The organism is Paenibacillus sp. F4 (assembly GCF_002894905.1).
Classification (GTDB): Bacteria; Bacillota; Bacilli; order Paenibacillales; family Paenibacillaceae; genus Paenibacillus; species Paenibacillus polymyxa_B.
The window spans coordinates 88,381-106,776 of the sequence record NZ_POVS01000007.1; the positions used below are offsets into that span (position 1 = coordinate 88,381).

Annotated in this window: 17 protein-coding genes and 1 pseudogene; 14 read left to right on the forward strand and 4 right to left on the reverse strand. The window is 43.0% G+C overall.

Translation table 11 applies throughout. From position 1 onward, the window contains the following. Positions 1–201: 201 nt before the first annotated feature. From C1T21_RS05455 to C1T21_RS05465, 3 genes and pseudogenes are all read left to right on the forward strand, one after another. Positions 202–1,245 carry a carbohydrate kinase family protein gene (locus C1T21_RS05455; RefSeq protein ID WP_103047524.1) on the forward strand — a complete coding sequence of 348 codons (1,044 nt, stop codon included), beginning with the start codon at positions 202–204 and terminating at the stop codon, positions 1,243–1,245. 176 nt (positions 1,246–1,421) lie between these two features. Further along, a pseudogene (locus tag C1T21_RS28290) lies at positions 1,422–1,571 on the forward strand (P-loop NTPase family protein); the annotation flags it as partial. A gap of 326 nt (positions 1,572–1,897) precedes the next feature. Further along, complete coding sequence (locus tag C1T21_RS05465; protein ID WP_103047525.1) at positions 1,898–3,637, forward strand: proline--tRNA ligase; 1,740 nt, start codon at positions 1,898–1,900, stop codon at positions 3,635–3,637. Here the strand turns inward: C1T21_RS05465 and C1T21_RS05470 are convergent. Further along, on the reverse strand, positions 3,634–4,380 hold the full coding sequence (locus C1T21_RS05470; protein WP_103047526.1) for a spermidine synthase: 747 nt from the start codon (positions 4,378–4,380) through the stop codon (positions 3,634–3,636). The genes C1T21_RS05465 and C1T21_RS05470 overlap by 4 nt on opposite strands. A 236-nt stretch (positions 4,381–4,616) precedes the next feature. Here C1T21_RS05470 and C1T21_RS05475 point away from each other — a divergent pair, with 236 nt between their 5' ends. Further along, complete coding sequence (locus C1T21_RS05475; RefSeq protein WP_013310214.1) at positions 4,617–5,336, forward strand: YebC/PmpR family DNA-binding transcriptional regulator; 720 nt, start codon at positions 4,617–4,619, stop codon at positions 5,334–5,336. A 189-nt stretch (positions 5,337–5,525) separates the two neighbouring features. Here C1T21_RS05475 and C1T21_RS05480 read toward each other — a convergent pair whose 3' ends face one another. The 3 genes from C1T21_RS05480 to C1T21_RS05490 form a co-directional block, all read right to left on the reverse strand. Next, positions 5,526–6,716, reverse strand: coding sequence for an oxalate decarboxylase family bicupin (locus C1T21_RS05480; protein ID WP_180984558.1), 1,191 nt, complete (start codon positions 6,714–6,716; stop codon positions 5,526–5,528). Positions 6,717–6,803: 87 nt separating this feature from the next. Then, entirely contained in the window at positions 6,804–7,283 is a 480-nt protein-coding gene (gene ybaK, locus C1T21_RS05485) for a Cys-tRNA(Pro) deacylase (RefSeq protein WP_103047528.1), read from the reverse strand. 16 nt (positions 7,284–7,299) lie between these two features. Next, positions 7,300–7,644 carry a ribosomal protein L7/L12 gene (locus C1T21_RS05490; RefSeq protein WP_103047529.1) on the reverse strand — a complete coding sequence of 115 codons (345 nt, stop codon included), beginning with the start codon at positions 7,642–7,644 and terminating at the stop codon, positions 7,300–7,302. 313 nt (positions 7,645–7,957) lie between these two features. On the opposite strand from C1T21_RS05490, the gene C1T21_RS05495 reads away from it, so the two are divergent. The 10 genes from C1T21_RS05495 (at position 7,958) to C1T21_RS05540 (ending at position 18,245) form a co-directional block, all read left to right on the forward strand. After that, positions 7,958–8,866 (forward strand): ROK family protein, encoded by a 909-nt coding sequence (locus tag C1T21_RS05495; RefSeq protein WP_103047530.1) that lies wholly within the window; start codon positions 7,958–7,960, stop codon positions 8,864–8,866. A gap of 35 nt (positions 8,867–8,901) precedes the next feature. Further along, entirely contained in the window at positions 8,902–9,510 is a 609-nt protein-coding gene (locus tag C1T21_RS05500) for a DUF1349 domain-containing protein (RefSeq protein WP_103047531.1), read from the forward strand. Positions 9,511–9,719: 209 nt separating this feature from the next. Next, positions 9,720–11,135, forward strand: a complete 1,416-nt coding sequence (locus tag C1T21_RS05505) for a glycoside hydrolase family 1 protein (protein WP_103047575.1) — start codon at positions 9,720–9,722, stop codon at positions 11,133–11,135. A 306-nt stretch (positions 11,136–11,441) separates the two neighbouring features. Next, the gene (locus C1T21_RS05510; RefSeq protein ID WP_103047532.1) at positions 11,442–11,822 is read left to right on the forward strand and encodes a VOC family protein; all 381 of its coding nucleotides are present in this window, start codon (positions 11,442–11,444) and stop codon (positions 11,820–11,822) included. Between the two features lie 99 nt (positions 11,823–11,921). Next, positions 11,922–12,509: a sugar O-acetyltransferase gene (locus C1T21_RS05515; protein WP_103047533.1), complete on the forward strand. Its 588-nt coding sequence runs from the start codon at positions 11,922–11,924 to the stop codon at positions 12,507–12,509. Positions 12,510–12,663: 154 nt separating this feature from the next. Next, entirely contained in the window at positions 12,664–13,215 is a 552-nt protein-coding gene (gene yfcE / locus C1T21_RS05520; protein ID WP_103047534.1) for a phosphodiesterase, read from the forward strand. Positions 13,216–13,333: 118 nt separating this feature from the next. After that, a complete protein-coding gene (locus C1T21_RS05525) occupies positions 13,334–14,365 on the forward strand; it encodes an agmatine deiminase family protein (RefSeq protein ID WP_103047535.1) in 1,032 nt (343 codons plus the stop codon). A 29-nt stretch (positions 14,366–14,394) separates the two neighbouring features. Next, a complete protein-coding gene (gene aguB / locus C1T21_RS05530; protein ID WP_025721082.1) occupies positions 14,395–15,270 on the forward strand; it encodes an N-carbamoylputrescine amidase in 876 nt (291 codons plus the stop codon). Between the two features lie 141 nt (positions 15,271–15,411). Next, positions 15,412–15,942 (forward strand): hypothetical protein, encoded by a 531-nt coding sequence (locus tag C1T21_RS05535; RefSeq protein ID WP_103047536.1) that lies wholly within the window; start codon positions 15,412–15,414, stop codon positions 15,940–15,942. A gap of 281 nt (positions 15,943–16,223) precedes the next feature. Further along, entirely contained in the window at positions 16,224–18,245 is a 2,022-nt protein-coding gene (locus C1T21_RS05540; protein WP_103047537.1) for an NAD(P)/FAD-dependent oxidoreductase, read from the forward strand. Positions 18,246–18,396 lie beyond the last annotated feature (151 nt).

The following is an 18,396-nucleotide window of genomic DNA, read 5'->3' on the forward strand; positions in this document are numbered from 1 at the left end:
AACCCAATCACCCTATCGTAAAAGTGGAAGGTAAACTTTACGATAGGGTGATTTTTTTGCATGGTTAACTTTTGGATATTTTAACGAACTCGACATTATTCTTGGGAATTTGACATTTGGAACGTGTTAATTTTATAGGGTGCCTATTTCTGTACAAATTTAAATCAATCTAGCGAATAGACTCGAGAAAGGAGTCAAATGATGAAATTAAAAAAAATCCATAAAAATGAACAGGACGAGCCTTGGCCCTCTAGCAAACCAATACTATGTATCGGGGGGGCCAATCTGGATCGTAAAATCATGATTAAAGGTACATTTCAGCTTCATACCTCCAATCCGAGCAGTACAAGGCTGCAATCTTGCGGTGGGGTAGCACGAAATGTAGCCGAAAATTTAGGGAGGTTGAGCCAACGGGTCAGCCTGCTAACTGCGGTTGGGGACGATGCGGAAGGTGAATTTATTATTGAACAGTCCAGCCGTTACATGCACGTGGTTCCTCTGCAAGTCAAAGGTGAGCCGTCAACTGGGGTTTATACTGCCTTGCTGAATGAGCGTGGTGAACTGATTGTAGCAACAGCGGAAATGGAGATTTATGATCAGATTCGTCCTTCAGTAATTTTTGAAAATGCTCCTTTAATCGCTTCGTCCCGACTCGTTCTGCTGGACACTAATTTCTCTATGAACGTAATTGCAGCCACCATACGTGTCTGCCATGAACATCGGGTTCCGCTTGTCGTTTCTTCGGTATCAGCCTCCAAGATGAGAAAGCTTCCCCGAAATTTGCATGGAGTGGAATGGCTGGTATGTAAACCGGTGGAGGCTGAAGCCTATTTGGGGCTAGAATTTACAGATGATCAGCATATGTTGGATGCCACCCGAATTTTTCACAAACTTGGGGTTCAAAATGTCATTTTTATCTGCGGTGCTGATCGAGTTTTGTACGCCTCTCAGGATGGAACCCATGGACAAATTCCTATGCATCCCGTTCAAGAGGTCATTGATGTCACAGGCGCAGATGATGCTTTTATTGCCGGGATGATTTATGGAATCACCCAAGGTTATCCTATGGAGCAAGTGTGCCAATTTGGAATTAGCTGTGTCGACTTGACCCTGCAAACGGATCGGACGGTTTCAGAGACCCTTTCTATGAATAAACTCCATTCTAGGTTTCAGGAGCTGTATGGCACACATTCGCAAAATTTTGTGTTTTTCAAGGGCGTGTATTTTAAAAAGGAAGATACATAAGTAATTAAGAGAACTCTACCCTACAACAGCGCGTACTGGGAGCTTCACGTACGTAATGGCCTCAACCAATTAATTGGTAAAAGGAGCATGTTGTCTGATGGACAGCGTGAAATACGTAATTGTTTTTCTGCCACAGTGCACCTTTATTTGCTTTTAAAGGGAGGTTATTTGGTAGTGTCCGCTTTGTTCTGGGTTTTCGCAGGCGTATCCGTCCTAAAGTCTGGCCGCTCATTATGCAATATGGTAACCAACGGAGTTTGATTATCTTGAAATCTAAATATCGTTCATGTCCCTGGCTGATCTCAGATAGACGATTATCTCCTTGACTAGAAATTACATTTCGTGTAAAGTGGTTAAAATTGTAATATATAGGAATAGTGTAGACCAAGGATCAAAGGTTCAATACCCGCTGTACAGAGAAGAAACTCATGGGCTGAAAGGTTTCTCGCCGCGAATGAACGTTTCCCTGCCTTGCGAGCTGTAGCGGTTTGTAAGATAAACCGTTATCGGCTAGACGCCGTTATCTGATGAAGGACCGTTCCGTTCCGTGTATGGCTACGGTCAAATTAAGGGTGGTACCACGACACATTCGTCCCTGACGGATGTGTCTTTTTGCGTACATTTTATCGTCCATACAAGGAGGTAGCTACACATGCGCCAAAGCCAATTATTACTGACAACCTTGCGTGAAGCACCCGCAGAGGCCGAAGTGATCAGTCATCAGCTTATGCTGCGGGGAGGATTTATCCGCCAACTAGCGGCTGGAATGTACACCTACATGCCATTGGGCAGACGGGTGCTCAGAAAAGTAGAGCAAATCATACGATATGAAATGGATCGCGCCGGGGCTGGGGAGCTGCTGATGCCTGTATTGCAGCCAATGGAGCTATGGCAAGAATCAGGGAGATACGACGTTTACGGTCCTGAGCTGATGCGTCTGCAAGATCGGCATGATCGAGAGTTTGCATTGGGGCCTACACATGAAGAGGTCATTACGTCTTTAATACGAAATGAAGTGAATTCTTATCGCAAATTGCCTGTAACCCTGTATCAAATTCAAACCAAATTTCGGGATGAACGACGTCCTCGATTTGGCCTGCTTCGCAGTAGAGAATTCTTGATGAAGGATGCCTATTCGTTTGATGCACATTGGGAAGGACTAGATCATACCTATTGGACTATGTTCCAGGCATATCATCGCATTTTCACCCGCTGTGGTCTGAATTTTTGTGCAGTAGAAGCAGATGCGGGTGCCATTGGTGGCGAAGGAGAAACCCATGAATTTATGGCTCTAGCTGATATTGGAGAGGACACAATTGTAGCATGTAAATGTTGTGATTATGCAGCTAATCTTGAAAAAGCCGTGGCGCGGTCGACGGGGAAAATAGAAATAGCTCCAGTCTCAGATGAAAATGAACATACCAGCCATCCTTCTTTCGATACAGCTAAAATGGAAAAATTCCATACTCCAGGCCTGCGTACAATAGATCAACTGGTTGAATCGCTTCACATAGAGCCCAAAGAAATCATCAAAACACTTACTTATATGGCTGACGATCAACCTGTTGCTGTAGTTGTCAGGGGAGATCATGAGGTCAACGAAGTGAAGGTTAAACATATTTTAGGTAGTGAAAAATTCGAAATAGCAAGTACAGACACCGTGTCAAAGGCGACTGGAACCCCCTCGGGGTTCATAGGCCCATGCGGATTAACGATCCCTGTGTGGGTAGATTACGCCGTTGTCCAAATGTCCAGCGGTATCGCGGGCGCGAACGAGCTGGATTATCATTATCGACATGTGAATCCAAGGCGCGATATAGATCTTCGGCATGTAGCTGACTTGCGGAATGTCATAGAAGGGGATAGATGTCCTCGATGTGACGAAGGGGAATTGAAACTTTATCGCGGGATTGAGATCGGACACGTATTTAAACTAGGCACCAAATATAGTGAGAAGCTGGGTGCGACTTTTCTGGATGCTTCCGGAACTGAGCAAGCGATGATTATGGGCTGTTATGGCATTGGCGTATCCCGGATCCTTTCTGCCATTGTAGAGCAAAATCACGATCAGAACGGAATGATATGGCCTTATGCGCTGGCCCCATTTCAAGTTCATATTATTCCGATTTCTGTGAAAGACAAGCTTAAGATGCAAATAGCCGAGAAATTATACAACCAGCTGCAGGATCGTGGTGTGGAGGTGCTGCTGGATGATCGGGAGGAACGGCCCGGGGTTAAATTCAAAGACTCCGATTTAGTAGGTATTCCCGTGCGCATCGTCGTTGGTAAAGATGCCGAACACGGGAAAGTAGAGTTAGTGGAACGAAAAAGCTGCAACAAAGAGACGATTCATATCGAAGATGTAGAGAGACGAATATTGGAACTACACTAAGCATCTGTATCCCGTAGAATATGACCTTCTCCAAGTGTAATCTCATGAAAGTCCGCCATCTGACGTGCCTGAAACCGGATTGGCTTGTCCCGACCTACCATAATGATATTTTGAATGTCGGCAGCGCCTTCCGAGGGGAGCGAGAAAGTTGTGACATAGGCAAATTCTTCACGCAACGTTGTGTGAATGGCATTGATCAGGTGGTCGTGTTCACTTTTGCCCATTAAATTCATGATCAGGGAGCCTTCGGAATCCAGCTTTTCTTTGGCCATCTTGAAAAATTCCCAGGATACTAAATGCAAGGGTGTACCCTGCTCTGTGAAGGCGTCCAGAATAATATAGTCATAAGCATCAGGCGCTTCCTTCTCCAGAATGCGTCGTCCATCGCCAACAGTTACATTATCCTGATCGTATCCAAAGAATGTTCGGCTGAACTCTACGACTTGTGCATCCAGCTCGGCAATCTTAAAGCGTTTATCTGTAAAATGGCCCGCTATTGTACCTATACCGTGCCCAATAACAAATACATCTTCAAATGACGGATCGTTCAGCTCCATGAGATGGATAATTGCTCTCGGATATTCGAACAAAATGCGTTGTGGATGATTCAAGTCCACCGCGCCTTGGATGGCTGTATTTGAAAACTGCATCACCCGAAATAATCCCTTTTCACCGTACAGCTCGGTGGTTTCGTATACTGTGATTTCATGATTATGGCTCAACTTTTTGTACAAGACATCCAATTAAATGATCTCCTTCAAGTCAGACTTCCTCCTCATCTTAGACATGGATAGGGGGATTGTCCATAGATTAGGAGAATTGAAAGTTCATATTTTCAAGCATCCCTAATTAGGTAGAATTGTTTATTTTTCCATAACGGAGTTGTTTGAACTTGTTCGTATGTCCTTTAGGAGATATAATATACAAGGATATAATGAAGTTCGTTGTGTATATTCATACAGGAAGAGAGCGGGATATTATGGGACGTAAGTGGAATAACATTAAAGAAAAGAAGGCATCCAAGGATGCTAATACGAGTCGTATATATGCTAAATTTGGCGTGGAAATTTATGTTGCAGCCAAACAGGGCGAACCTGATCCTGAATCCAATCGGGTATTAAGAGTCGTTTTAGAACGTGCAAAAACGTACAATGTACCCAAAGCAATCATTGACCGTGCTATTGAAAAAGCAAAAGGTGCTGGCGATGAAAACTACGTAGAGCTTCGTTATGAAGGTTTCGGACCGAACGGTTCCATGGTCATTGTAGATGCACTGACCAATAACGTTAATCGTACAGCATCGGATGTGCGTTCTGCTTTTACTAAAAATGGCGGTAGCCTGGGCGTGAGCGGATCTGTAGCCTACATGTTTGATTCAACAGCAGTTATTGGTCTGGTGGGTAAAACCGCAGATGAAGTGCTGGAGCTGCTGATGGAGGCAGATGTAGAGGTGCGAGACATCATTGAAGAAGATGAAGCCGTCATCGTATATGCAGAGCCTGATCAATTCCATGCTGTGCAGGAAGCTTTCAAACAAGCAGGAGTGACTGAGTTTACCGTTGCGGAGCTCACCATGCTTGCTCAAAATGATATTTCTCTTCCAGAAGATGCACAAGTTCAATTCGATAAATTGATTGATGCATTAGAAGATTTGGAGGATGTTCAGCAGGTTTACCACAATGTAGACTCTGAGGAATAGTCTTTGTTGATTAGCTTAAAAAAAACACCGTATTCCGATACGGTGTTTTTTTATATAGTAATCACCGAACCTCAATCGCTAACTTATGGCGAAGTGGCTGAGATTATTGAGAAAGTAATAGGCCAATCAACCCGTCATATTCAAGAAGAGGATTCATTGATCTAGTGGCGAGCGAGATACCGTTCCTGGTTACTTCTTTTTAGGGTCATAAGAATAACCAGGATATTTGACGACGGGCCATTTTACCTTTCGTAAATTAGAGATTACATCAACACCTACATGTAAATTACTCTGAATCAGTTCTGTGGGCGTAAGAGCCATCCATTGATTCAGTGAAACATCCGCAAAACGGTCACTCTTAAACATTTCAAGAAACCAAAGTGTGCTGGAGCCTGTATTTTGAACGTAATGACCATAAGCAAAAGGCACATATCCAACATCCCCGGCTCTAAAATCAAACGTACGGGCTGCACCATTACCGCCAAAGACAGTCATCCGTCCTTGCCCGGCAAGATAGTATTGCCATTCGTCATTATTAGGATGCCAGTGCATTTCTCGCATGGCGCCGGGCTCAATCTCAACAAGGGCAGCTGCGATGGTTTTGGAAATCGGAAAATTGGAGGAGTCAACGATTCGTACGCTTCCGCCCGGTGTTTTGATTGGGGGCTGGGCTAGTAATTCATGCTTGAAGGATTGGGGCAACGTCCCGTAAGGAGAGGGAACCGCTTGGCTTTGAATTGAACCGGGAACTGAATCCTGATAGATGTATACTTGGTCTTGAGGAATTGCTGCAAAATCAGCTTCTGGTACACCAAAATTTGCAGAAAGTACGTCTTTGGGAGTATGTGCGAACCAATCCGAGATGGATAGGGTGTTCAGATCGGAGAAACTGCCATCATCAAAAACCAGCAAAAATTCGCACCCATCCTCAAGCCCCTGTATAGAGTGCGGAATGCCAGGAGGGAAATACCAGAGATCCCCGGGACCCACATCATCAATAAAATTACGTCCATTTTGGTCAACTGCCGTAATGCGAGCACTTCCCAACAGCATATATGACCATTCCGCCTGCTGATGCCAGTGAAGCTCACGTACACCTCCTGGTGTCAAACTCATATTCACCCCGGCAAGGGTTGTGGCAATAGGTAATTCTCTTACCGTTACTTCTCTTGACCACCCACCATGATTAAGCTGCATATGGGCGTCAGAAAAAGAAAATCTCATATTTGGAATGAGACCATTATCCGTTACGGGGGGAACCAGCATATCGGGATTCTGTAGATCCCTCATCACATCACGTGGACCCTTGTCGATGCCCCCAGCACCATCACTTCTGATGGGTTGGGGGATTCTTGCATTTTTCGGGCAATCATTATGCATCATTAGATCTTCCTCTCTAGGTTGAAGCTTGATGAAGCAAGGAATTAGAGAAATATGCATAAAGATTTTATGATCATGTGGTGAGTTTTATGCTGTATGCGTCAGATCTGCAAACTGTGCCTGAATGATTTGAGCTAAATCGTGTGGACTCAACTCCAGTTGGGTCCCAATTTTCCCACCGCTCACAACGATGGCTTCCAGTTCCAATGCAGGCTGGTCGATAAAAGTGGGGTAGAGCTTTTTCATTCCTATGGGGGAGCAGCCACCGCGAATATATCCCGTATACTTTTGCAAATCCTTAACTGGAAGCATTTCAATTTTTTTCTCTCCCGCGGATTTGGCTGCTTTTTTGAGATCAAGCTCTTTATGTACAGGGATTACAAAAACAAACAGATTTTGTTTGCTGTGTGCAATCAAAGTTTTGAAAACCATTTCCGGGGCTCTCTCGATTTTCTCAGCCACATTCATCCCGTCTATTTTTCCGTCTTGATGATCATAACTCAAAATATTGTATTGTATGTGTTGCCCGTCCAATATGCGCATGGCGTTTGTTTTGCTGGCACTCATCTTATTTCTTCCTTTCTTAGAGTTTTTCCAATTGATCGACATAATCCTTTGCATCCTTAAGGGAAAGATCCTTAGCAGTTCTCAACTCTTTTATGGCTTGAATCTTTTTTCCTTCCCTAATTAGTAGGAGCAACTTTTCATTGATTTCTTTTGAATCTCCTGTGTCTAGGCTATGTATAGGAGTGGCAGTGAATGTTCCTGACAGCGATGATCCCTGTATTCCTAAAATTCCTGAACGATTCTCTAGACGCTCCACATCAGATTTCAAATCATTAAGCCGAGATTGAAGGCTATAGACCTTAATTAAAAGTATGACGGAGAGGAGCAACGCGATTATTGCTATATACTCAATAGCTGACAACAGAATCCCCCCAATTTCACTTAGTTTTATCGCAAAGATGTCGCACTAAAAATTTGTTTCTTATATATAGTATAGCATGATGATCAAATAGAAGAGGAAGACGCGTACAAATTGACTTTTTGCAGGCAGAGCGTTATATTACAACTTATTATAAACCTTTTAATAAATACTGGAAAAGGAGTGTATTCAAATACAACCAGTCTCCAATAATACCATTCGGGTTAAACAAATTAATGTAGAGTTAGTTAAAAACACACTGAAATCCAAGGAATATGCAACCAAGTCATCCATAGCCAGTATCACAGGTCTTAGTGTGGCAACCTGCGGAAATATTCTAAATGAGCTTCTTCAAACCGGGGAAGTATTAGAGACGGAATTGGAAGAGTCGAACGGCGGACGTCCAGCTAGACGGTACAAATATAACGCTGATTATTCTTATATTATCTGTTTAAATGTGAAAACGGAAGGCGGTATACATTCTCTTACTTATGCTGTAGCCAATTTGCTTGGTGATATCATCATCGAGAATACTTCCATAGTTCCCCATATTGATTATGAGGTCATAGAAACCCAAATTGGAGAGCTGATTAATAACTATGGAAACGTCAAAGCCATTGGGATTGGCATCCCTGGGGTTGTTCATCAAGGGATTATCGATGTTTGTGATCTCGACCTGCTCATAGGAGTCCCTGTAGGTCCACGACTTCAAGATAAATACGGATTAGAAGTAACCATTGAAAATGATATGCATTTGACAGTCTACGGATTTTATAACATGCAGAATTATGATGAGGATAAAACCTTTGCTATTGTTACGTTTCCCAAGGACAATTTCCCGGGAGCGGGTTTTATTGTCGACGGACATTTGTTAAAAGGAAATACCAAGTTTGCGGGGGAGGTGTCCTTCTTACCCTTTGATTTAACAAGAGAGGAACAGCTTAAACAGTTAAATAGCACAGAGGGATTTGTTCCTCTGGCGATCCAAACGATAACTTCCATTATTGCGATTATAGACCCTGTATCTATCGCTTTGACTGGAGAGTTATCCAAGCCGACTCTGTTGGACGATATTTATAACGGCTGTCTAAAAGATGTACCCAAAGAACATATGCCCGAGATTTTTGTGAAAAACGACACGCATGATGAATACATGTATGGGTTGATTTCGGTGACCCTTGAAAGTCTGACGTACAATTTGCAATTGGTGGAGAAAAGGAAATAGGACATCGTTCAATAAAGCATGAGAGGATGAGATTAATGACTCAAAAATCGATTGCATGGACTACAGGGACATGGACTAATCACCCTGTATCATCCATAGAAGAAGACCAGTTTCTTAAAGTTGAAACCAGAGAAGGAAGCGACTACTGGGAAAAAACTTTGTATGGATTTGAACGCAGTAGCGGACATTCTCTGCTTACAGACTGGGAAGAAGGCTCTGCCATCGAAGTCACGTTTCAATTAGGCTCATTTACGGAGCTTTACGACCAAGCCGGTATTATGTTGTATCAAGGACAGCAAAAGTGGATTAAAGCTGGGATTGAATTAAATGACGGAATTCCTCAATTAGCTGTCGTAGTCACAGATGGCTATTCCGATTGGTCATTAGCTCCTGTACCTGAGTGGGTAGGGAAAAATGTCACGATTCGTGCTTCACAGCTACAGGATGCAGTTATCATTAGAGCCCGAACCGAAAATCAAAGCTGGCGCACCGTACGTGTAGCACGTTTTCCTTATGAAACCGGACAACAGGCGGGTCCTTTTGCCTGCGCGCCGACTCGAGCCGGTTTTCAGGTTATCTTTACACGTTGGGTAAGCACTGAACCAGATAGAGATATTCATGTAGATCCGCCAATTAAAGAATAGTCATCTTACTCAATAATAGAAGAGCTATAAATATGGGATTACTTATTGGAGATAATACAGTTATAAGCTCTAGAAGTTTTTAAAATAATACTTGACATGAAACGCGTTACAAACCTTAAGATTCATTTAGAAGTACTTATAACACATTAGCATAGAGGTAACGTATTTCTATCTAGTTAATGAAAAACATCAGCAAAGGCGGAGAAAATATGAGTACACAGTTTCCAAAAGATTTCCTGTGGGGCGGAGCAGTTGCTGCTAATCAGCTCGAAGGCGCTTATCAAGAAGATGGAAAAGGCTGGTCCATTCAGGATGTAACTCCTCGTGGTGGTTGGGGGCCCGTTACGGATGTACCAACAGAAGATAACATGAAATTGATCGGTATTGATTTTTATCATCATTATAAAGAAGATATCAAACTTTTCGCGGAAATGGGCTTCAAAGTATTCCGTACTTCTATCGCATGGTCACGTATTTTCCCTAAAGGTGACGAACTGGAGCCTAACGAAAAAGGCTTGCAATTTTATGATGATTTGTTTGATGAACTTCACAAATATGGAATTGAGCCACTCGTTACATTATCTCACTATGAAACACCTTTACATTTGTCCAGAGAATACGATGGTTGGGTAAACCGTAAGCTTGTTGATTTTTATGAGCGCTATGCTACAACTGTATTTAATCGCTACAAAGATAAAGTTAAATACTGGTTGACTTTCAATGAAATCAACTCCATTCTTGAAGCACCATTCATGAGTGGAGGAATTAGCACACCAAAAGATCAACTTAGTGAGCAAGATCTTTATCAAGCTATTCACCATGAGCTTGTAGCGAGTGCAAGAGCGGTAAAAATCGGTCATCAGATCAACCCTGATTTCAAAATTGGCTGTATGGTGCTGAGTATGCCTACTTATCCGCTGACACCTAATCCAGACGATGTGATTGCTGCGATGGAATTTGATCACAGAAACATGGCATTTGCCGATATTCACGCAAGAGGTCAATACCCAGGTTACATGAAACGTTTCTTTAAAGAAAACGGAATTTCTATTCACTTTGAACCAGGTGATGCCGAAGATTTGAAGCATACCGTTGATTTTATCTCGTTCAGCTATTATATGAGTACTTGTGAGACAGCTGACGAAGCTAAAAAAGTCAAAGGTGAGGGTAACATCCTTGGTGGTGTCATCAATCCGCATCTCGAGGCAAGTGAGTGGGGCTGGCAAATTGATCCGCAAGGTCTGCGTTATGTCCTGAATACGTTCTATGATCGCTTCCAAAAACCATTGTTCATCGTTGAAAATGGCCTGGGCGCCGTTGATGAACTGATCACGAATGAAAAAGGCGAAAAAACGGTTGAGGATGACTACCGAATCAACTACCTGAATGATCATTTGGTTCAAGTTGGAGAAGCTATTGAGGACGGAGTAGAGGTTTTGGGCTATACGTCTTGGGGATGTATTGACCTTGTCAGCGCATCGACCGCTCAGCTTAAAAAACGTTATGGCTACATTTACGTAGACCGTCATGATGATGGCAGCGGTACACTTGAAAGATTTCCGAAGAAATCGTTCCATTGGTACAAAGAAGTTATTGCTACGAACGGTGAAAGTTTGAAACGTTAATTTATAAATAAACCAGTGATTAAGTATTAAAGGCTTATAGATAGCGACCGCTTCTTCTCTTTTACGAAGCGGTCGCTAATTTTTTAGGGGTATTAGCAACCGAATTACAAGCTGAAGACGAAAGAGCTTTCATGAATGATTCGTAAGCGTTATTTATTGATAATTGATGATAAATAGATTGGACAAAAATGAAGTACTGAGATATATTAATACTTATTAAAACATTAATAATAACTAAAATAAAAAATTGAGTCCAGTATAAATTAATGATTTTTTAATGATGAGGGCTGCAGAAGGAGGAAAATAATGAAGATTGAACATGTAGCGATCTGGGTGAGAGACTTAGAAAAGATGAAAAGCTTTTACGAGCAATATTTTGATGGAAAATCTAACGATAAATATTATAACGCTACAAAAGGATTTGAGTCCTATTTTATCACCTTTGAGGATGGAGCAAGGTTAGAGGTTATGCGTAAAACGGGAGTAGATCATTCACCACAGATAAATATTACGGGCTGGGCTCATGTGGCATTTTCCGTTGGAAGTAAAGAACTGGTGAATGAAAAGACAGAGCAGCTCATGCATGCAGGATATGAAGTAGTGGGCCAGCCAAGATTGACAGGTGACGGCTATTATGAAAGCGTAATTAAAGATCCAGAAGGTAATTTGGTGGAAATTTCAATGTGAGTAGCTTTCCAGTTCTGAAGAGTGAGCATGTGGAATCCTACAATGAAGCTTTAAAAGAAATCTGAGTTCTGTATCTAAATAAGCAAAGCGAGGATGGCTATGACAGAAAAAGAAAAATCACAACTAGGACTTCTATACAATGCTAATTATGATGAAGAGTTGATTGAAGAACGTTTATACGCCAAAAGTCTCTGCCACGAATATAATCAGCTTCATCCTAGAAATATCGAAGAACGAGAAACACTCATCAAAACTTTACTTGGGAAGACAACTGATAGATTCTCGATTGAGCAACCTTTCGTGTGTGACTATGGCTATAACATTGAAATAGGTGAAAATTTCTATAGTAACCATAATACGATCATGCTTGATGGGGCAAAAATCGTTTTCGGTGATCATGTGTTTATTGCTCCTAACTGCGGATTTTATACTGCGGGTCATCCTCTTGATGTAGAACAACGTAATGAGGGATTGGAGATTGCTTTTCCTATTACAGTTGGCAATAATGTGTGGATCGGTGGTAATGTCAGCGTTCTGCCTGGTGTTACTATAGGCGATAACTCCATTATCGGTGCAGGAAGTGTTGTTACCAAAGATATCCCTTCTGGTGTGATCGCTGCTGGAAACCCATGTAAGGTAATCCGTAAAATCACCGAAGATGATAAGACCAAGTACAAAAGGAACTAATAATAAACTACAGCTCACTCGGAGCTGTAGTTTATTGTCTTAAAAGAGTGTTACCAAACAAAAGAACAATTTTGCACAGATTTGTTCAGGGAATAATGCAATAATGTACTTAAGTGGAATATTTTTTAGCCTATTCAGAAAGGAAAGAACAATCATGAAATTGATGTTTATATCAGATATTCACGGCTCATTACACTGGTTGCAATTGGCACTGGAAAAGTACAGGGAGGAGAAAGCCGATCGTCTTGTTCTGCTCGGAGATTATATGTACCACGGACCACGTAATCCGTTACCAGAAGGGTATAATCCGGCAGAAGTGGCAGCTCTGCTGAATAAGTACAAGTCCCATATTGCGGTTTCTGTGCGCGGAAATTGCGATGCAGAGGTGGACCAGATGCTACTGGAGTTTCCTATGATGGGTGATTATGCTTTGTTGCACCATGAAGGACGGAGAATCTATGTCACGCACGGACATGGCTTTAGTATCGGAAATTTACCACCACTGGAAGCGGGAGATGTGTTCATCCAGGGACATACTCATATTCCGGTAGCAGATGTGGAAAATGGGATCTTTATACTGAACCCCGGTTCGATCTCGCTGCCAAAAGAAAACTATCCATCCTCTTACGGTGTGCTGGAGGGAGCACAATTCACTGTGAAGGATTTTGATGGGAATACGGTGAAAGCAATCACGTTTTCGAAGTAATTTATTCCAATGTAACTGTAAATTATTAAAACTTTTCCGCTTCGATTGAGACAAAGATCATATTATTGTATGATAGGAGCGGAGTCTACATTATGAAAAAGAAAGAGAGCTTCAATACATGCAAATTAAGGATTCACATTATAAGATGCCGCCTGAATGGGCGCCACATGAACGCACGTATATTTCTTGGCCTGTAAAATCTTCAATGGTTTACCCGAATATGCATGCTGATGTATGCAAGGGGTATGCCGGAATTGTACGCGCCATGGCGGAATTTGAACCAGTTACTGTGGTCGTAAATCCGGATGATCTGGAGAGCGTTAAGGCGCTTGAACTTGGGGAACGGGTAGAACTGCTGCCGATTGAGCACAGCGATGCGTGGCTGCGTGACAACGGCCCTACTTTTCTCACAGACGAGCATGGTCAATTGGCAGGTGTAAACTGGAAGTTTAACGCCTGGGGCGGCAAATACGCTCCATGGGATCTAGATGACCAGGTTGCGCCGCACATTTTGGACCAACTTGGAGTTCCACGGTTTGATGCACCGCTTGTGATGGAGGGCGGCTCACTGCACGTAGACGGCGAAGGCACACTGATTACAACCGAAGAGTGTTTGCTCAATCCCAACCGAAATCCGGAATTAAGCAGAGAAGAAATTGAACGGTATGTATGTGAGTATACAGGTGTCGAGAAAATAATATGGCTAAAACGTGGTCTTAGTGGCGACGAAACAGATGGTCATGTGGACAATATTGCTTGTTTTGCAGCTCCTGGCAAGGTCATTATGCAAGTATGTGATGATCCTGAGGATGAAAATTACGAAATCACGCAGGAAAATCTGCGCATTCTGGAGCAAGCAACGGATGCCCAAGGCCGTAAGCTGGAAGTGATTCGGATCGGTCAGCCTCCGCGCGTGGATTATGAAGATAGCCGATTGACACTGAGCTATATTAACTTCTACTTTGTGAATGGCGGCATTATTTTGCCGGTGTTTGGCGGTACTGCCGCTAAGAGCGATCTTGCAGCTGAGCAAGTGCTGGCAAATGTATTTCCAGATCGCATCATTCGGACTGTAGACGGTATGGCGGTCATCCGTGAAGGCGGTAACGTACACTGTACGACCCAGCAGATGCCTGCTTTAAAGCGTTGAACGATACAACATCTAAAAGGAGGACTAAAGTGAGAAAAGTAAAAGTGGCAGCGACTCAAATGAGCTGCTCTACCAATATCGAAGAAAATATAAGCAAAGCAGAGAAGCTAGTACGTGAAGCGGCTGCGCAGGGCGCACAAATTATTTTGCTGCAGGAGTTGTTCGAGACTCCATATTTCTGTCAGAAGGAAAAGTCTGATTATTATTCGTATGCAACTGAGCTGGAGCACAACAAGGCGGTTAACCATTTTAAGAAGATCGCTAAAGAATTACAGGTTGTGCTGCCCATCAGTTTTTATGAAAAGAAAAACTACGCGCGTTACAACAGTCTTGCTGTCATTGACGCAGACGGTGAAGTGTTGGGTAAATACCGCAAAAGCCATATTCCGGACGGTCCTGGGTATGAGGAAAAATTTTATTTTAATCCGGGCGATACCGGTTTTAAAGTATGGAATACACGTTATGCCAAAATTGGGGTAGGCGTGTGCTGGGATCAATGGTATCCTGAGGCGGCCCGCTGTATGGCGCTCATGGGTGCAGAACTTTTGTTCTATCCGACAGCTATTGGCTCGGAACCGCAGGATTCTGCCATTGATTCCAAAGATCACTGGCAGACCTGCATGCTGGGTCATGCTGCTTCCAATCTGATTCCAGTCATTGCTTCCAATCGGATCGGAACTGAAACAGACGAGGACTCCAGTATTACATTCTACGGTTCATCCTTTATTGCCGGGCATCAAGGTAACAAGATCGCAGAAGCGGGTCGTACCGATGAGGAAGTGCTTACTGCTGAATTTGACCTGGATGAGCTGGAAGTAGGACGGATTGAATGGGGCATTTTCCGTGACCGTCGTCCTGAACTGTACAATATGATTGCCACCTATGATGGTGATTTAAAAGTCTAATCTGTATACGAATAGACAAGTCTCCCTTGACGTCAAGCTGAGGTGTTTCCTTTCATTGGACTCACCCGGCTTTTCGGGCAGGGGATTTTTGGTTTCTGAATGGAATACTTCTAGTGATGGATAGGAGGAAGGAAAATAGCAATGAGGCGTAAGGGTATAGACCAATCGCTCGCACAGTTCACAACTTCGACAGAAGAAGATCAAGAGTGGGAATACTCGCGTGAAAGAGATATGGCTATTCTGGGATTGTGGGATGAATACACATTATCTGCTCAGCGTTTATGTGAACAAATGGCTACCGAAACCCACCAAATCAGACCTTCTGAGTATGATCCGTTCCCAACTCAGTTTGAATGGCTGAAACAGGAAGAAACAGACTTGATTATTGATGGAATATGGTCAGCTGATTTGCATGGTGATCATTGTCTGTTTATGAATATTGGGGAGCATCACCCAGAACGGCATACATCTATTGAGGCTTGTATTTACGATACCCAGGTGATCGACGAAGGATTTTTTCTTAAATATCTGAACACCTCTCCTAAAGCCACAGCCTACGTACCTTTATTCAGAAAAAATGGATATGCCACAATGTGTGGGCTGCTGGACAGATATGTTAGGGAAGGGATTATGGAGCGTGTACCCAACGGTTTTAAAAGAACGGATCGGTAGGTGGGTCCGGAATATAAGCATGATTTTTTCACACAAAAGGAACATTCCTCACAGGATTGTTCCTTTTTATGTCTAAATCCAGTTAATCTATAGACTGAAACTATGATTCTCTACATAAAATAGCATTAGAATTTATGGATTAGATGATATAAAATCAAGTCATAAGGAATGATCGTACTCAATAACATCTCGATATTCCCGAAAGTGAAAAAAATCACATATGTGAATGCTTTAATGGAAACTTGAGCATGAAATTTGTAAACTCGCAAGGAGGAAGAACAATGAACCACTATCCTGCTATCTTTGAACCTCTAACCATACGACGCATGACCTTGAAAAATCGGATTGTTATGCCCCCGATGGGAACTAACTTTGCTGCCATGGACGGAAGCTTTGTTCAGGATCATATTGACTATTACGTGCAACGGGCCAAAGGTGGTACCGGCTTGATAACAGTAGAAAATGTTTGTCTGGATTTCCCGATGGGTACAAACGGAACAACCCAGTTGCGTATGGATAACGATCAGTTTATTCCCGGACTGTTTAGATTAACAGAAGCCCTGCACTCTTATGGAGCTTGTGTTTCTGTACAAATTAACCATGCGGGTGCTTCGGCTTATGCGGGACGACTGAACGGAGTTCAGCCTGTATCTTCTTCGAATATTCCTTCTAAAAAGGGCGGAGCGACTCCAAGACCTTTGCAAAAAGAAGAAATTTACGCCATTGTGCGCAAATATGGAGAAGCAGCGGGAAGAGCGCAACGAGCAGGATTTGACTGTGTTGAAATTCATGCGGGACACTCCTACTTGCTGAGTCAGTTTCTTTCGCCGATGTATAATAAACGTACGGATGAATTTGGCGGCAGCGCAGAAAACCGTACCCGTTTTGCCAGATTAGTCATTGATGAAATTCGTTCAGTGGTGGGCCCATTTTTCCCTATTTGCTTACGTTTTAGCGCGGAAGAGTTCACAGAAGGTGGGAACACACTGGAAGATACACTCGAGTTATTGGAGTATCTTAATGATGAGGTAGATATTCTGAACGTTTCTGCTGCTCTGAATGATTCTATCCAGTTCCAGATTGACGGGATGAACTTGCCGGATGGTTGGCGCTCATATATGGCCAAAGCAGTAAAAGAAAAATTCGGGAAGGTCACGATGACCTCAGGTAATATTCGGAACCCACAGGTTGCGCAGGACATTTTGGAGAGAGGTGACGCTGATCTTCTGGCTATGGGTAGAGGCTTGATTGCAGAACCGAACTGGGTGCTTAAAGTGCAAAACGGCTACGAACATTTGCTTAGAAAATGTATCTCTTGCAACATTGGTTGTGCGGATCATCGTATCTCCAAAAGTAAACCGATTTGCTGTACGGTAAATCCGGATCTCTTCAAGGAAGCTGAATACCGGAAACAACGTGTAAAAAACAACGTTCAAGTTGTTGTGATCGGTGGGGGTACCGCTGGGATGGAAGCAGCATGTACGGCAGCTGAAGTAGGCTGCAAAGTAACCCTCTTCGAGGAGAAACCAGAGTTGGGCGGCTTGGCTCGTGATATTGCCCGCTTGCCAGACAAAACACGCATCAATGATTTCCCTGATTATCTGATTCAGCGCACCAAACAGTTAACCAATCTGAACATTGTAACAGGGACCCGAGCCGATCTGGCGATGATTAGTGCCCTGAATCCTGATATTATTGTCAATGCGACGGGAGCCACACCACTTCTTCCGCCCATTGCAGGTTTGCATGAGCAACTGGGCAAACCGGGCACAAAAGTGTTCTCCATCTTTGATCTTTTGCACAACATGGAGAAATTCCAGGATTTCGAAGGTAAACGTATTGCTGTAGTTGGTGGCGGAGCTGTGGGACTGGATGTCGTCGAATATTACGCAGAGCGTGGAGCACAAGAGGTTTCCATCATTGAGATGATGCCGCTACTGGGTAAAGACCTGGATATGATTACTCGCATTTCCATGATGAAAATGGTAGAGGAGCGGGAAGTGAACGTCCATACGGAAACAGCTTTGACAGAAGTGTGTAGCGACCGCTTCAAAGTAAAGCATGGAGAACAGGAGTTTGAGATTCCTTTTGATCTTGGATTCGTATGCTTGGGTATGCGTTCATACAGTCCGCTGATGGACAGCTTGCTCGAATATGGTAAAGAACATCAAGTAGAAGTTATTAATATCGGGGATAGTAAACAAGCTCGTCGTATTATTGATGGCACACGTGAAGGTCGCAATATTCTGAAAACCATTCAACGGGTAGACGAATTTAAACATGAATTTTCTTATTCTTACTGATTTTACAATACAAGTGATGGGTGTTCACGATGGCAACTCAGTGAATATTGAGGTTGATGAGACAGATTGTCTTTTCAGCCTTTTTTATTTGAGTTTTTCCTGGAAGAAGATTGATTCCTCTGTCATTACAAAGGTAAACTATGGAAAGCAT

Bases quoted from the DNA above. Each gene is read 5' to 3' on its own strand.
- C1T21_RS05455 (WP_103047524.1), top strand. From the start codon at position 202: ATGAAATTAAAAAAAATCCATAAAAATGAACAGGACGAGCCTTGGCCC.
- C1T21_RS05465 (WP_103047525.1), top strand. From the start codon at position 1,898: ATGCGCCAAAGCCAATTATTACTGACAACCTTGCGTGAAGCACCCGCA.
- C1T21_RS05475 (WP_013310214.1), top strand. From the start codon at position 4,617: ATGGGACGTAAGTGGAATAACATTAAAGAAAAGAAGGCATCCAAGGAT.
- C1T21_RS05480 (WP_180984558.1), bottom strand. From the start codon at position 6,716: ATGCATAATGATTGCCCGAAAAATGCAAGAATCCCCCAACCCATCAGA.
- ybaK (WP_103047528.1), bottom strand. From the start codon at position 7,283: ATGAGTGCCAGCAAAACAAACGCCATGCGCATATTGGACGGGCAACAC.
- C1T21_RS05500 (WP_103047531.1), top strand. From the start codon at position 8,902: ATGACTCAAAAATCGATTGCATGGACTACAGGGACATGGACTAATCAC.
- C1T21_RS05505 (WP_103047575.1), top strand. From the start codon at position 9,720: ATGAGTACACAGTTTCCAAAAGATTTCCTGTGGGGCGGAGCAGTTGCT.
- C1T21_RS05510 (WP_103047532.1), top strand. From the start codon at position 11,442: ATGAAGATTGAACATGTAGCGATCTGGGTGAGAGACTTAGAAAAGATG.
- C1T21_RS05515 (WP_103047533.1), top strand. From the start codon at position 11,922: ATGACAGAAAAAGAAAAATCACAACTAGGACTTCTATACAATGCTAAT.
- yfcE (WP_103047534.1), top strand. From the start codon at position 12,664: ATGAAATTGATGTTTATATCAGATATTCACGGCTCATTACACTGGTTG.
- C1T21_RS05525 (WP_103047535.1), top strand. From the start codon at position 13,334: ATGCAAATTAAGGATTCACATTATAAGATGCCGCCTGAATGGGCGCCA.
- C1T21_RS05535 (WP_103047536.1), top strand. From the start codon at position 15,412: ATGAGGCGTAAGGGTATAGACCAATCGCTCGCACAGTTCACAACTTCG.
- C1T21_RS05540 (WP_103047537.1), top strand. From the start codon at position 16,224: ATGAACCACTATCCTGCTATCTTTGAACCTCTAACCATACGACGCATG.